The sequence below is a fragment of the Stenotrophomonas sp. ZAC14D1_NAIMI4_1 genome (genome assembly GCF_003086775.1).
Lineage (GTDB): Bacteria > Pseudomonadota > Gammaproteobacteria > Xanthomonadales > Xanthomonadaceae > Stenotrophomonas.
The window spans coordinates 3,376,798-3,390,770 of the sequence record NZ_CP026001.1 but is presented as its reverse complement, the minus strand read 5'-3'; the positions used below and the strand labels follow the sequence as shown (position 1 = coordinate 3,390,770).

Below are 13,973 nucleotides of genomic sequence, written 5' to 3'. Positions count from 1 at the left end.
AGGCAAAAGCGGGCTCGGGTATGCTTGCTGCATGCGAGTCGAGCCCACCGACATCGAAGCCCTGTTCGACGCCATTCCGGACGTGCTGTTCTTCATGAAGGACCGCCAGGGCCGCTACACCCACGTCAACCAGACCATGCTGCGGCGGCTGGGCCTGCGTGCGCGCAAGGATGTCATCGGCCGCACCGCTGCAGAGATCTACCCGACCGGCCTGAGCGCGGATTACGTGGACCAGGACGCACGCGTGCTGTCCGGTGAAGTGATCGAGAACCTGATGGAGCTGCACCTGTTCGCCAACCGCGAACCGGGCTGGTGCCTGACCTGCAAGCGGCCGCTGCTGGTGGATGGCAGCATCGAGGGGCTGATCGGCATCTCCCGCGACCTGGGCCAGAAGGACAGCCTGGGCACCCAGTACGAGCAGCTGCGCCTGGCCCTGGCCCACCTCAACGCGCACTACGCCGAGAACGTGCGCATGCAGACGCTGCTGGACATCACCGGTTTCTCGCTGTCCAAGCTGGAGCGCAGCTTCCGCAAGGTGTTCCAGATGACCCCGCAGCAGGTGCTGACCCGGCTGCGCATCCAGATGGCCATGCACCTGCTGCACGGTGACGACAGCATCGCCTGCATCGGCCAGGCCTGCGGTTTCAGCGACCAGAGTGCGTTCACCCGCAAATTCAAGGCTGAAACCGGTTTCTCGCCGCGTGCCTATCGGGCCCGTATCGGGGGCAATGTCGGCGAGGCCCTGCTGTCCTGAGCGGTCTGCTGCACTGTGCCTATCCCCGTGGGTGGGGGACAATGTAAGGTGACGCCCCTGTAGCCGCCGCCAGTCCCGCCGATGCCCGCCAGCCCCGTTACGCCTTCCCGCCTTGGCCATTCGCTCAAGCCGCGCCAGTTGATCATGATGGGCCTGGGCAGCGCGATCGGCGCCGGCCTGTTCCTCGGTTCCGGCGTGGGCGTGCAGGCGGCCGGCCCGGCCGTGCTGGTGTCCTACCTGGTGGCCGGCGCGCTGGTGATCATCGTGATGAATGCCCTGGGCGAAATGGCCGCGGCCAAGCCGACCAGTGGCGCGTTCTCGGTGTATGCGGCCGATGCCATGGGCGCCACCGCCGGTGCCACCGTGGGCTGGTTGTGGTGGGTGCAGCTGGTCATCGTCATCGCCGCCGAGGCGGTGGGTGCGGCCGGCCTGCTGGCCACGGTCTGGCCGGTGATACCGGTCCCGATGGCGGCGCTGGCCTTCATGCTGTTCTTCACTGCGATCAACCTGCTCGGGGTGAAGAACTTCGGCGAGTTCGAATTCTGGTTCGCCATCCTCAAGGTGGCCGCCATCCTCGCCTTCATCGCCATCGGCATCGCCCTGCTGATGGGCTGGCTGCCGCAGGTGGCCTCGCCGGGGTTGAGCAACTTCACCCAGCACGGCGGCTTCGCGCCGAAGGGCCTGGCCGGCATCGGCGCGGCGCTGCTGGTGGTGGTGTTCGCCTTTGGCGGCACCGAGATCGTGGCGGTGGCCGCCGCCGAAACCGAAGACCCCGAGCGCAGCATCGCCCGTGCCATCCGTACCGTGGCCTGGCGCATCCTGGTGTTCTACATCGGCTCGCTCAGCGTGATCATCGCCGTGGTGCCGTGGACCAGCGAGTCGCTGAAGTCGCCGTTTGCCGCCGTGCTTGCGGTCGCCAACATTCCGGGCGCGGCCACGGCCATCACCCTGATCGCGGTGATCGCGCTGCTGTCGGCGCTCAATGCCAACCTCTACGGTGCCTCGCGCATGATGTATTCGCTGGCGCAGCGCCGCGAAGCCCCCGCCGTGCTGGGCTGGACCGACCCGCGCCAGGTGCCGGTCATCGCCGTGCTGGCCAGCGTGCTGTTCGGCTTCGCCGCCACCATCATGGAGCTGCTGTTCCCGGACAAGGTGCTGCCGGTGCTGCTCAACATCGTCGGCTCCACCTGCCTGCTGGTGTGGACGCTGTCGCTGGTTTCGCAGCTGGTGCTGCGCCGTCGTGCCGATCGCCAGGGCACCCGCCTGCCGTTCCGCATGGCCGGCTTCCCGTGGCTGACGGTGTGCGCGCTGGGCATCCTGGCGCTGATCTTCGGCCTGCTGCTGAGCGAGGCGCATACGCGCCTGCAGTTCCTGTCGATGGTGGCGCTGACTGCGGCCATCGCCGCCGGCAGTGCCATTGCGCGGCGCATGCGGGAAGCCTGATCGGGGCTGCCGGCCAGCGGCCGGCACTACCACGGCGGCTGCACATCCGCCGTGCCATCCTGATCGCGTGGGCCGTCACCGGCCCGTCGAACAGGAGTACCGCATGCTGCGCAGTCGCCCGTTCCTGATGTTCACCGGCCAGGCCGAGGCCGCCATGGCCCTGTACGCCGACGCCTTCGCCGATTTCCGCCTGCTGGCCCTGCAGCACCACCCCGAAGGTGCCGGCGCCGGCGTGCCCGGCCAGGTGCGCCAGGCCATCTTCCTGCTGGGTGGCACCCACTACCTGTGCTTCGACAGCCTGGACGTGCACGACTTCACGTTCAGTCCCTCGATCTCGCTGTTCGTCGAATGCGCGGGCAGCGAGCAGTTCGAGCGCGCGGCGCGGGTGCTGGGCGAGGGCGGGCACTGGCTGATGCCGGTGGGGGACTACGATTTCAGCAACCGCTACGGCTGGGTGCAGGACCGCTACGGCGTGTCGTGGCAGTTGAGCCTGGGGCAGATGCCGGACCCGTGAGGCACAACGAAAACGGCCCGCTTGCGCGGGCCGTTCCGTTTACCGATCCATCGGGAATTTACGCCTCGACTTCGTCGTCCTTGTAGGCATCGACCGGGATGCAGGCGCACATCACGTTCTTGTCGCCGTACACGTTGTCGACGCGGGCCACCGGCGGCCAGTACTTCTGCAGCTTCAGGCTGGGCAGCGGGAAGGCTGCCAGCTCACGCGGGTAGGCGTGGGTCCACTCGCTGGCGGTCACCGCCGTCGCGGTATGCGGGGCGTTCTTCAGCGGGTTGTCCTCGCGGTCCAGGCGGCCGTCTTCGATCGCGCGGATTTCCTCGCGGATCTGGATCATCGCGTCGATGAAACGGTCCAGCTCGTGCAGCGATTCGCTCTCGGTCGGCTCGACCATCAGCGTGCCGGCCACCGGGAAGCTCAGGGTCGGGGCATGGAAGCCGAAGTCGATCAGGCGCTTGGCCACGTCTTCGGCGCCGATGCCGCTGGTCTTCTCCAGCGGGCGCACGTCGAGGATGCACTCGTGCGCCACCAGGCCGTTGCGGCCGGTGTACAGGGTCTTGAAGTGCGGAGCCAGGCGCTTGGCGATGTAGTTGGCGTTGAGCTGCGCGACCTGGGTGGCCTTGCGCAGGCCTTCGCTGCCCATCATGGCGATGTACATCCAGCTGATCGGCAGGATCGAGGCGCTGCCGAAGCTGGCCGCGCTGACCATGCCGACCGGGCCGTTGTCACCCAGCTTGCCCGGCAGGAACGGGGCCAGGTGTTCCTTCACCGCACACGGGCCAACGCCCGGGCCGCCGCCGCCGTGCGGGATGCAGAAGGTCTTGTGCAGGTTCAGGTGGGAAACGTCCGAACCCCACTTGCCCGGCTTGGCCACGCCGACCAGGGCGTTCATGTTGGCGCCGTCGGTGTACACCTGGCCGCCGTGCTGGTGGATGATCTCGCAGATCTCGACCACTTCTTCCTCGAACACGCCGTGCGTGGAGGGGTAGGTGATCATGATCGCGGCCAGGCGGCTGCTGTACTTCTCGGCGTTGATGCGGATGTCTTCGACATCGACGTTGCCGTTGGCATCGGTCTTGGTCACCACGACCTTCATGCCGCACATCTGCGCCGAGGCCGGGTTGGTGCCGTGCGCCGAATCCGGAATCAGGCAGATGTCACGATGATCTTCGCCGCGCGAGCGGTGGTAGGCGCGGATCGCCAGCAGGCCGGCGTACTCGCCCTGCGCGCCGGAGTTCGGCTGCAGGCTGACCGCGTCGTAGCCGGTGCACTCGACCAGCATCGCTTCCAGCGAGTCGATCAGTTCCTTGTAGCCCAGCGCCTGGTCGGCCGGCACCAGCGGATGGATCTGCGAGAACTCCGGCCAGGTCACCGGGATCATTTCGGCGGTGGCGTTGAGCTTCATGGTGCACGAGCCCAGCGGGATCATCGTGCGGTCCATCGCCAGGTCCTTGTCGGCCAGCGAACGCAGGTAGCGCAGCAGTTCGTGCTCGCTGTGGTGGGTGTTGAACACGGGGTGGGTCAGGAATTCCGACTGGCGCAGCAGGGCCGCCGGCAGTGCGTCGGCGGTGCTGGCATCCAGTGCGTCCACGTCGGCCTGCGCACCGAACACGGCGGCCAGGGCGACGATGTCGGCGCGGGTCGCGGTCTCGTCCAGGCTGATGCCGACCGAGTCGCTGTCGATCGCGCGCAGGTTGTAACCGGCGGCGCGGGCCTTGGCGTGGACCTCATCGGCATGCACGCCGGTGATGTGCAGGGTGTCGAAGAAATCGCCACCCACCTGCACGCCGGCATTGCGCAGCGATGCAGCCAGGATCGAGGCCAGGCGGTGGGTACGACGGGCGATGCGGGCCAGGCCTTCCGGGCCGTGGTAGACGGCGTACATCGAGGCCATCACCGCCAGCAGCACCTGCGCGGTGCAGATGTTGGAGGTGGCCTTCTCGCGGCGGATGTGCTGCTCGCGGGTCTGCAGGGTCAGGCGGTAGGCCGGCTTGCCTTCGGCATCGATGGAGACACCGATCAGGCGGCCCGGCATCGAGCGCTTGTAGGCATCACGGCAGGCCATGAACGCGGCGTGCGGGCCGCCGAAACCGAACGGCACGCCGAAACGCTGGCTGTTGCCGACCACGATGTCCGCGCCCCATTCGCCGGGGGCGGCCAGCAGGGTCAGGGCCAGCAGGTCGGTGGCCACGGCCACCAGGCCGCCGCGCGCGTGCACGGCATCGACCAGTGCCTTGTAGTCGCCCACCTGGCCGAAGGTGTCCGGGTACTGCAGCAGCAGGCCGAAGGCCTCCGCTTCCAGCGCTTCGGCCGGGGTGCCCACGCGCAGCACGATGCCCATGGGCTCGGCGCGGGTGCGCAGCAGTTCCAGCGTCTGCGGGTGCACGGCGTCGTGCACGAAGAAGGTGTCCGACTTCGACTTGGCCGAACGCTTGGCCAGGGTCATCGCTTCAGCGGCGGCGGTGGCTTCGTCCAGCAGCGAGGCGTTGGCGATCTCCATGCCGGTCAGGTCGGCACACAGGGTCTGGAAGTTGATCAGCGCTTCCATGCGGCCCTGCGAGATTTCCGCCTGGTACGGGGTGTAGGCGGTGTACCAGGCCGGGTTTTCCAGGATGTTGCGCAGGATCACGTTCGGCGTGTGGGTACCGTAGTAGCCCTGGCCGATGAAGCTGCGCAGCACGGTGTTCTTGTCGGCAATGGCACGGATCTTCGCCAGCGCCTGCACTTCGGTCATCGATTCCGGCAGTGCCAGCGGTGCGGGCGACTTGATCCTGGCCGGCACGATGGCATCGGTCATCGCGTCCAGCGTGGCGTGGCCGAGGACATCGAGCATCTGCGCTACCTCGGCATCGTTGGGGCCGATGTGGCGCTCGACGAACGCGGAATGATGCTCAAGCTCACGCAGGGAGGGGGTGTTCTGGGACATGGCGAAGGATCCGTCAGGAAAGGGCACACGCACGGGCACAAGCCGCCGGTTGGCGGTCTGCGGGGCGCCCCTCTGTCCTTTTGCCTGAGAGTTTAAAAGCGCGGCTGGCCGCTGCTTCGTGCCCCTTCGGCGCCGGATCGAACCGGTCTCTCCAGAGTTCTGTTACGGGTGGTATCGGGCCTGAGCGATTACGGGCGTTGCGCCTTCGGCAGCGGTGTTCCGCTTCTCCCACCATGTTGCCCCCTGATTATAGCGGGTTGCCGCCGCTGAACACGGGCCCGGAACCGGGGCAGCGCGCCTGCGCGCCTGAATGGCCGATGGCCCGGCCATGCGTTTCGTGCAGTGGTCGATGGCATCGGCCGCAATCCGGGCCTATCATGGCCGGACTCTCGTATTCATCTGGCGCCGTCCCTGCTGCAGGGGATCGGCGCCCGCCGTGCGTGCCGCGCATGGCCCTGCCGGACGCTTTGCCGATGACCCCCGCTGTTGCCCCTTCCACCCGACGCATGGCCCTGCTGCTCGCAGGCCTGGCCATGTTCGGCCCGTTCTCGATCGACACCATCTTCCCGGCCTTCCCGCAGCTGGCCCAGCGCTTGGCGGTGGATGAGGTGGCGGTGCAGCAGACCATCAGCGTCTACCTGCTGTTCTACGCGTTGATGAGCCTGGCGCACGGACCGCTGTCCGATGCCTGGGGCCGCAAGCGGGTGATTCTCGGCGGCCTGGTGGTGTTCATCGGCGCCTCGGTCGGCTGCGCGCTGTCCACCGACCTGAGCACCCTGCTGGTGTTCCGCGCGCTGCAGGGCCTGTCGGCCGGCGTGGGCATGATCGTCGGCCGCGCGGTCATCCGCGATCTGTACCACGGCCACGATGCGCAGCGGCTGATGAGCCAGGTATCGATGCTGTTCGGCATCGCCCCGGCCATCGCGCCGATCATCGGTGGCTGGATCCTGCTCAGTGGCGCCGGCTGGCCGCTGATCTTCTGGTTCCTGGTGGTGTTCTCACTGCTGCTGCTGGTCTGCACGGCCCGCTTCATGCCGGAGACCCACCCGGTGGCGGCTCGCGTGCCGCTGTCGCCGCGTGGCCTGCTGCGTGACTACGTGCGCATCGGCTTCAACCCGCGTTTCCTGCGCCTGGCGCTGGCCGGCAGCATCAACTTCGGCGGCATCTTCCTGTACATCGCCTCGGCGCCGGTGTTCGTCATGCAGCACCTGCACCTGGGTGAAGGTGGCTTCGCCTGGTTGTTCATTCCCACCATCGGCGGCATGACCACCGGTTCGTTCCTGTCCGGGCGCATGGCCGGGCGCACCACGCCCACCCGCCAGGTCGCCATCGGTTTCACCCTGTGCGCGGTGTCGGTGCTGCTCAACGTCGGCTATGTGTCCCTGGCACCGCAGTTCGTGCTGCCGTGGGCGGTGCTGCCGATCTTCCTGGGCGGCATGGGCATGGCGCTGATCTTCCCGATCCTGGCGCTGGCGGTGCTGGACATGTACCCGCACCAGCGCGGCCTGGCCTCCTCGCTGCAGGCGTTCATCCAGCTGATGATCAGCACCGTGGTGGCCGGCCTGGTGTCGCCGCTGCTGAGCGGCAGCCCGCTGCACCTGGCCCTGGGCCAGGCCGCCTTCTTCGCGGGCGGCTTCGCGTTCTGGTACTGGGAACACCGCCGCGAGCGCGCAGTGCAGGCAGTGGCCACCGGCCTTTGAGCAGCGCGCAGGGGCAGGGCGGCGCAAGCGTCCCCCGGCCCCTTGCGCCGCTGCAGCGGCGAGCTAGGCTGGGTGTTCCAGCCAGCCACTGCACGGGTGCATGACGGCCAGCCGATCCGAAGCCGTCGCGAGGTACCCCCATGGCTGCGCAGCAGACCTACCGCCTGTTCGAGGTGGCGCTGAAGGAGCGCCGCGTCCTTTCCCCCTCCCTGCACCGCCTGGTGTTCACCGGCGCCGACGTGGCGCGGATGAAGACCGAGGGCCCGGATCAGCGGATCAAGGTGTTTTTCCCCTTGCCCGGCCAGGACGCCCCGGACGTGCCCAGCGGCGAGGACTGGTACGCCCGCTACCGCGCCCTGGCCGACGACCAGCGCCCGCCGATGCGCACCTACACCCTTCGCCAGCTGCGCGCCGCGCAGGGCGAGGTCGACGTCGATTTCGTCCTGCACGGTGAAACCGGGCCGGCCTCGCGCTGGGCCACGCATGCCCGGCCCGGTGACCGCGTGGTGCTGCTGGCCCCGGATGCCGAGTGCGCCGAGAGCAGCGAAGGCTGGGAATGGAAGCCGCCGGCCGGGGTCGGCCAGGTGCTGCTGGTGGCTGACGAGACGGCGCTGCCGGCGGTGGCCGGCATCCTCGAGGAACTGGCCGCCCAGGTAGATCCGCCGCGCGTGCTGGCCCTGCTGGAAGTGGCGGGCGAGGGCGGTGCCATCGCCTTGAAGGCGCCGCCCACTGCCGAACTGGTATGGCTGCCGCGCGGCCAGGCCGCTTACGGCCAGGCGCTTGTGCAGGCCGTGCAGGCACGGTTGGCCGCCTCGTCGGTGGTTGCCGGGGAAGCGCTGGACGAGATCGACGTGGACGCACAGATCCTGTGGGAGCAGTCCGACGCGGGCGTGGCCGGGCCGTTCTACGCCTGGATGGCCGGCGAGGCCGGGGCCGTGATGGCGATCCGCCGCCACCTGGTCCGAGACTGCGGGCTGGACCGCCGTGCGCTGACGTTCATGGGTTACTGGCGGCAGGGCCGGGTGCTGGACTGAGCAGGCGGGGCCGGCGCCCGTGAAGCGGCGTCATGGCCGGGGTGCGTTATCCTTGCGCCCCCTCGTCGCGGTACCGCCCCATGTCCACCACCTCCAAGACCCGTCGCGACCAGCGCCGCCGCCAGGAAGAAAAGGCTGCCAACAAGGCCGCTGCCCAGGCCTCGCCTGTCGAGCCGCATGCCGAACTGCGCGATGCGCAGCGCACGCTGCTGGCTGGCGTCGTGCGCCGCGATGGCGAATGGGTGCTGGGCATGGATGGCCGCATCGCCGGCCACAGCGAGAGTGCCGCGCAGGTGCTCGCGCTGATCATGCAGGCCGGTGAACTGCACGAGCGCAAGGGCACGCCGGTGCGCCTGGTGTATTCCGATGCGCTGCGCGATGCCGCGCAGGCCGAGGCCAAGGAGAAGGGCCAGACCTTCGAGGAATACAAGGCCGAACTGGCCGCCGCAATGGCGGCGAAGAAAAACAACTGACCTGCAGTTGCGGTAGTGCCGGCCGCTGGCCGGCAACCCATTGCCGGCCAGCGGCCGGCACTACCAGAAAGGGGCGGATCCTTGCGGACCCGCCCCTTCTTTCATTTCGCCGCCGGTGCCGCGCTGGCCTGCCAGCCGCACATCTGGCCCTGGTTCTGCTGCTTCAGCCAGTCGTTGACCGGGCTGAAGTACTCGATCATCGGGCCGGCATCGAGCTTGTCGCTGCCGGTCAGCTCCTTCAGCGTGGCCTGCCACGGCTGGCTGGCACCCTTGCTCAGCATCGCCCAATACTTCTGGCCGGCTTCCTTGTTGCCGTAGAAGGTGCACTCATGCAGCGGGCCCTTGTAGCCAGCCGCATCGCACAGGCCCTTGTAGAACTGGAACTGCAGGATGCGCGCCAGGAAGTAGCGGGTGTACGGCGTGTTGCCCGGCACGTGGTACTTGGCGCCCGGATCGAAGAACTCTTCGCCACGGGTGCTGGCCGGGGCCACGCCCTGGTACTTGGCCTTCAGGTCCCACCAGGCCTTGTTGTAGTTGTCGGCGGTGATCGAGCCATCGAACACGCCCCAGCGCCAGCGGTCGATCATCAGCCCGAACGGCAGGAACGACACGCCCGACAGCGCCATGCGCATCTGGTTGTTGATGACCGCTTCGCGGCTTTCGGTCGGCGCGTCGACCAGGCCGATCGAGCTGAGGTACTTCGGCGTCATCGCCAGCACGATGGTGTCGCCGATCGCTTCATGGAAGCCATCGTTGGCACCGCCCTGGAACAGCGGCGGCAGCGGGTTGTAGGCCAGGTCGTAATAGATGTGGCCCAGCTCGTGGTAGATGGTGGTGAAGTTCTCTTCGTTCGGCTTGATGCACATCTTGGTGCGCACGTCGCCTTCCATGTTCATGTCCCAGGCACTGGCGTGGCAGACCACGTCGCGGTCATCGGGCTTGATGAACTGGGTGCGTTCCCAGTACGTCTGCGGCAGCGAGGGCATGCCCAGCGACACGTAGAAATCCTGCGCGCGCTCGGTCATCTGCTTGGCAGTGCGCAGTTCGGCCTCGCGCTGCGCCTTGTACTGCGCCGCCACGTTGGCATCCTTGCCGGCCTTGGCCAGCGCCGCGCTCAGGTTGGCCTGGTACTGCTTTTCCAGCGCTGCGGTGATGTCCAGGCTGCCGGCACCGGGGTACGGTTCCAGCTGGTCCCACAGGTTGGACCAGTCCTGCTGCCACATGTTGCCCAGCAGGTGCGCGGCGATCAGGCCGTTGCCCACTTCGGCCTTGTCCTTGCCATAGGTCTTGTCCAGTTTGCCGCGTGCGTAGCAGTGCAGCTGCTCGTACATCGGCTTGACCTGCTCCCACAGGCGGTCGGTTTCCGGCCCGATCTGCTCCGGCGGCATGTCATAGCCGCTGCGCCACATCTGCCCGGCATCGGTGAAGCCCATGCCCTTGGCGCCTTCATTGACCAGGCTGACGAACTGCTGGTAGTCGCCGCGCATGCTCTTGGTGGTGCTGTGCCAGCCCTGCCAGGCGTCGAGCTGCGTGTCGTAGTCGCGGCTGCGCGCCAGCACCTGTTCCAGCTCGCCGAGCTGGCGGCAGGAGTTGGGATCGTTGGCATCGGTGCAGTACTTGCCCGCGCCGTAACTGCCTTCCATGCGGGTGGCGATCTGGGTCAGCTGGGCCAGCTTGGCCGGATCACGCGGCGCCGGCATCGAGGACATCAGCTTCAGCAGGTGGATGGCGCGCTTGCTGTCCTCGCTCATCGGCTGGCCGTCGTACTTGCCGGCCTGCTCGATCCAGCTGTTGAGCTGGGTCAGCGAGCGCTCGTTGGCCTTGGCGGCGATACGTTCGGAATCGCTGTTGATGTAGGTGGAGGACAGCCACTGTGCCGAGGTCATCTCCGGGTAGGCGGCCTTGAATTCGGCGTTGATGCGGGCGACGAACTGGTCGGCGGTCTCGCCGGCGGGCGTGCTGGCGGTGGCGGCCTCGGTGCCGGGCGAAGGTTCCTTCTTGCAGGCGACCAGGGCCAGCGTGGCGGCGGCGATTGCCGAGGCCAGCAGGAGATGGCGGTGAGTCACGGGCGGTCCTTGGGTGGTGAACGACGGCCGAAGGCTAGTGGGCGCGCGTGCCTACCGCAAGTGGGGAAGGTTGGTGGGGCCCGGCAGGGCTGCGCCCTGCACCTGCAGAGGCCAAAGCCGAAGCAAGATCAAAAGCCTGCATTCCGTGGGACGGCGGGGCACTGTGGGTTTGCGGGGACGCCGTAAACCCGTCCATGGGGGCTTGGTCGCCGCATCCATGCGGCTCACACCCCGCAAACCCACAGTGCCCCGCCTTCGACAGTTGGCCGGCGGCTGTGGGTGGGTGCCGACCGTTGGTCGGCACATCTGTCAGATATCGAATGAATTCATCCACGCATGGCGTGGATCTACCGTGCCGACCAACGGTCGGCACCCACCATCAGCAGCGGAAATCGGCACCCACCAGAGCAGGACGCCGTTCCGACAGATCGCGGAAGTCTGTCGAAGGCGGGGTGGGTCCGGTTGAGGGGGTGTGAGCGCCATGGATGGCGCGACCAAGCCCCCATGGATGGGTTCACGGCGTCCCCCTCAACCGGACCCACCCCGCCAACCCTCAGCAAACCGGCTTTTGCCGTTGACGTTGATTCTGCAGGTGCAGGGCTGCAAGCCCTGCCAGAACAACACCCCTCAGCTCTCGCAGCCGGCGAACAGGTCCCGGTCGCGCTCATACAGCGCCGTCTTCACCTGCATCAGGCCCAGCACCGACGGGAACAGGTTGTCGTGGTCGGTGTACGCCGCCGAACGCTTGCGCACGCACTGCAGGTCGAGCCCGCGGCTGCTGGCAAAGCCCGGCGAGAACCACATCGTCATCGGCACGCGGGTCTGCTCGGCCGGAGCGATCGCGTAGGGCACGCCGTGCAGGAACAGGCCCTTCTCGCCCAGCGATTCACCATGGTCGGACAGGTAGATCATCGCCGTGTCGTAGTCCTGCAGGCCCTGCAGCGTGCCGATCGTCTTGCTCAGGAAGTGGTCGGTGTAGAGCACCGCGTTGTCGTAGCTGTTGGTGATTTCCTCACGCGTGCAACGGCCGATGTCACGCGTGTCGCAGGTCGGCTTGAAGCGGGCGAAGGCGGCCGGGTAGCGCTCGAAGTAGGCCGGGCCATGGTTGCCCAGCTGGTGCAGCACCACCACGCGGTCACCGGGCTTGGCGCGCACCTGCGTGGCCAGGTCCTGCAGCAGGATCTCGTCCATGCAGCGGCCATCGGCACACAGGCCCGGCGTGGTCGCGTCGGACAGTGACTGGAAGTCCAGGCCTTCGCACACGCCCTTGCAGCCGGACTGGTTGTCACGCCACAGCGGCGCGATGCCGGCGCGGTCCAGGACGTGCAGCAGCGACTGGTGGGCGCGGATCTTCTTTTCGTCGTAGTCATGGCGTCCCCACGGCGAGAACAGGCACGGCAGCGAAACTTCGGTGCTGGTGCCGCACGAATGCATGTCCGGGAAATTGATCACCGGTGCCTGTGCCAGTTCCGGGGTGGTGTTGCGCCCACCGTTGAGGCCCCAGTCCTGCGCACGCACGGTTTCGCCCATCACGATCACCAGCAGCCGCGGCTTGCTGGCCGGCGCGCGCGGGGTCGCCTTGGCATCGGTGCCGATCGGCAGTTTCGGCGCGCGCTGCACCGGGTTGTCGCCGCGCAGTGCGCGCGGCATGCCCAGCAGCACGTTGGCCGGGGTGGCCAGGTAGCGCACTTCGCGCTGGTTGCGCATCAGCGCCGAGACATCCTGGAACGAGATCAGCGCGCCACCCACGGCGGTGACCGCCGCCACCAGCAGGAAGCCGGCGCGCCACAGCAGGGCGCGGCCCCAGCTGCGGCGGCGCAGCTCCACCCGCCACAGCAGCGCCATGGGCAGTACCGCCAGCAGCAGCACCGGCCACACCAGCGAGACCGTCATCAGCTCGCGGCTTTCCTTCGGGTCGGTGGCCAGCACGTTGCGCAGCATGTCCGCATCCAGGTAGATGTGGTACTGGCTCATGTAGTGGGCGGCGAAGGCGGTCACCAGCAGCAGCACGCTGGTCACCACCTTGGCATTCCAGCGCCACACCAGGATGCCCAGCAGCACGCCATGCGCGCCCAGCAGCAGCAGGAACAGCGACAGCGCGTAGCGCAGGCTGCCGGGATGGCTGGCCATGGCGCTGTGCCAGAACAGGCCATTGCCGGCGACGGCGAAGAACAGGCTGGTCAGCACGATCAGCGCTTCGGTGGACAGCTGCGGGCGCCAGCGGCGAAGGCTGGCCAGCGCGGGCAGGCGGAACGAACGTTGGACCGATGCATTCATGCACGTGCCTCCTGGCGGGTCGGACGTTCCTGCGTGCGCCGGGCCAGCAGCCGCTCCGTGATCAGGAACAGGCCCAGCGACAGCAGCCAACACAGCAACGCCGTGGCAACGTCATGCGAAAGGAAGTGGGCGCCGCGCAGTTGCTGGCTGATGCCGAACACCAGGCCGCTGCCGAGGCCGATCCACAGCCCGGCCCAGCGCCAGGCCGGGCGCCAGAGCAGGGCGAAGAAGTACAGGCACAGCCAGGCATAGCCGGCGCTGGCATGGCCGGCCGGGAAACAGGCGCGCGCGGCCATGCCCTCGGGGCGGCTGGCCAGCAGGCCGATGAAAGGCTCGTGGCCGCCATAGCGCAGCAGGTCCCACGGGCAATCCATCGGCACCAGCGCCTTCAGCAGCGAGATCAGGCCGGTACCCAGCGCCATGGCCGCCACCACATAGAGCAGCGCCCAGCGCAGGGTGCGGTCACGGCCGCGGCGCCAGTGGTGGAAGCACAGCAGGATCGCGACCAGCGCCGCAGCGGTGCTCAGCCACTTGCCCCCCTTGTGCACGACCGAACGGGTCAGCCAGGCATCCTGCAGCGCCCAATGGCCACCTTCCAGCCGGAACAGGTGATCGGCCACCCACTGGTCACCGCCGAAGCCCATCAACAGGGTGAACAGCGGAAGGCCGATGGCCACGGGCAGCAGCAGATGCGTCAGCGCAAACCGCGACGCGAGCCACGAAGGCGTGAAGGCAAAGGCCGGGACAAGGGGACGAGCGGGCATGCGGGAAGGGGCCATGACAGGA

At 67.9% G+C, this 13,973-nt stretch carries 10 protein-coding genes and 1 riboswitch; of the genes, 6 read left to right on the top strand and 4 right to left on the bottom strand.

Annotation, left to right across the window (positions count from 1 at the left end; genetic code table 11):
* The first annotated feature begins 31 nt into the window (after nt 1-31).
* The 3 genes from C1927_RS15645 to C1927_RS15635 all read left to right on the top strand — a co-directional run bounded on the left by C1927_RS15645 (nt 32) and on the right by C1927_RS15635 (nt 2,711).
* Nucleotides 32-754, top strand: coding sequence for an AraC family transcriptional regulator (locus C1927_RS15645; RefSeq protein ID WP_079222773.1), 723 nt, complete (start codon nt 32-34; stop codon nt 752-754).
* A gap of 81 nt (nt 755-835) precedes the next feature.
* A complete protein-coding gene (locus C1927_RS15640) occupies nt 836-2,197 on the top strand; it encodes an amino acid permease (protein WP_079222772.1) in 1,362 nt (453 codons plus the stop codon).
* A gap of 103 nt (nt 2,198-2,300) precedes the next feature.
* A complete protein-coding gene (locus C1927_RS15635) occupies nt 2,301-2,711 on the top strand; it encodes a VOC family protein (protein WP_079222771.1) in 411 nt (136 codons plus the stop codon).
* Between the two features lie 58 nt (nt 2,712-2,769).
* On the opposite strand, the gene gcvP is transcribed toward C1927_RS15635, so the two are convergent.
* The gene (gene gcvP / locus C1927_RS15630; RefSeq protein WP_108747172.1) at nt 2,770-5,637 is read right to left on the bottom strand and encodes an aminomethyl-transferring glycine dehydrogenase; all 2,868 of its coding nucleotides are present in this window, start codon (nt 5,635-5,637) and stop codon (nt 2,770-2,772) included.
* A 62-nt stretch (nt 5,638-5,699) separates the two neighbouring features.
* Nucleotides 5,700-5,802, bottom strand: a riboswitch (glycine riboswitch).
* A gap of 308 nt (nt 5,803-6,110) precedes the next feature.
* On the opposite strand from gcvP, the gene C1927_RS15625 reads away from it, so the two are divergent.
* From C1927_RS15625 to C1927_RS15615, 3 genes are all read left to right on the top strand, one after another.
* Entirely contained in the window at nt 6,111-7,337 is a 1,227-nt protein-coding gene (locus tag C1927_RS15625; protein WP_108747864.1) for a multidrug effflux MFS transporter, read from the top strand.
* A gap of 140 nt (nt 7,338-7,477) precedes the next feature.
* Entirely contained in the window at nt 7,478-8,371 is an 894-nt protein-coding gene (locus tag C1927_RS15620) for a siderophore-interacting protein (protein WP_108747171.1), read from the top strand.
* Nucleotides 8,372-8,451: 80 nt separating this feature from the next.
* The gene (locus C1927_RS15615) at nt 8,452-8,844 is read left to right on the top strand and encodes a hypothetical protein (protein ID WP_079222768.1); all 393 of its coding nucleotides are present in this window, start codon (nt 8,452-8,454) and stop codon (nt 8,842-8,844) included.
* Between the two features lie 101 nt (nt 8,845-8,945).
* Here the strand turns inward: C1927_RS15615 and C1927_RS15610 are convergent, their stop codons facing one another.
* The 3 genes from C1927_RS15610 to C1927_RS15600 all read right to left on the bottom strand — a co-directional run bounded on the left by C1927_RS15610 (nt 8,946) and on the right by C1927_RS15600 (nt 13,951).
* Entirely contained in the window at nt 8,946-10,910 is a 1,965-nt protein-coding gene (locus tag C1927_RS15610; protein ID WP_108747170.1) for a M2 family metallopeptidase, read from the bottom strand.
* Nucleotides 10,911-11,537: 627 nt separating this feature from the next.
* Nucleotides 11,538-13,187 (bottom strand): phosphoethanolamine--lipid A transferase, encoded by a 1,650-nt coding sequence (locus C1927_RS15605; RefSeq protein ID WP_108747169.1) that lies wholly within the window; start codon nt 13,185-13,187, stop codon nt 11,538-11,540.
* Nucleotides 13,184-13,951, bottom strand: coding sequence for a phosphatase PAP2 family protein (locus tag C1927_RS15600; protein WP_108747863.1), 768 nt, complete (start codon nt 13,949-13,951; stop codon nt 13,184-13,186). The genes C1927_RS15605 and C1927_RS15600 overlap by 4 nt, the downstream gene beginning before the upstream one ends.
* Nucleotides 13,952-13,973: the final 22 nt, after the last annotated feature.

Bases quoted from the DNA above. Each gene is read 5' to 3' on its own strand.
- C1927_RS15645 (WP_079222773.1), top strand. From the start codon at position 32: ATGCGAGTCGAGCCCACCGACATCGAAGCCCTGTTCGACGCCATTCCG.
- C1927_RS15640 (WP_079222772.1), top strand. From the start codon at position 836: ATGCCCGCCAGCCCCGTTACGCCTTCCCGCCTTGGCCATTCGCTCAAG.
- C1927_RS15635 (WP_079222771.1), top strand. From the start codon at position 2,301: ATGCTGCGCAGTCGCCCGTTCCTGATGTTCACCGGCCAGGCCGAGGCC.
- gcvP (WP_108747172.1), bottom strand. From the start codon at position 5,637: ATGTCCCAGAACACCCCCTCCCTGCGTGAGCTTGAGCATCATTCCGCG.
- C1927_RS15625 (WP_108747864.1), top strand. From the start codon at position 6,111: ATGACCCCCGCTGTTGCCCCTTCCACCCGACGCATGGCCCTGCTGCTC.
- C1927_RS15620 (WP_108747171.1), top strand. From the start codon at position 7,478: ATGGCTGCGCAGCAGACCTACCGCCTGTTCGAGGTGGCGCTGAAGGAG.
- C1927_RS15615 (WP_079222768.1), top strand. From the start codon at position 8,452: ATGTCCACCACCTCCAAGACCCGTCGCGACCAGCGCCGCCGCCAGGAA.
- C1927_RS15605 (WP_108747169.1), bottom strand. From the start codon at position 13,187: ATGAATGCATCGGTCCAACGTTCGTTCCGCCTGCCCGCGCTGGCCAGC.
- C1927_RS15600 (WP_108747863.1), bottom strand. From the start codon at position 13,951: ATGCCCGCTCGTCCCCTTGTCCCGGCCTTTGCCTTCACGCCTTCGTGG.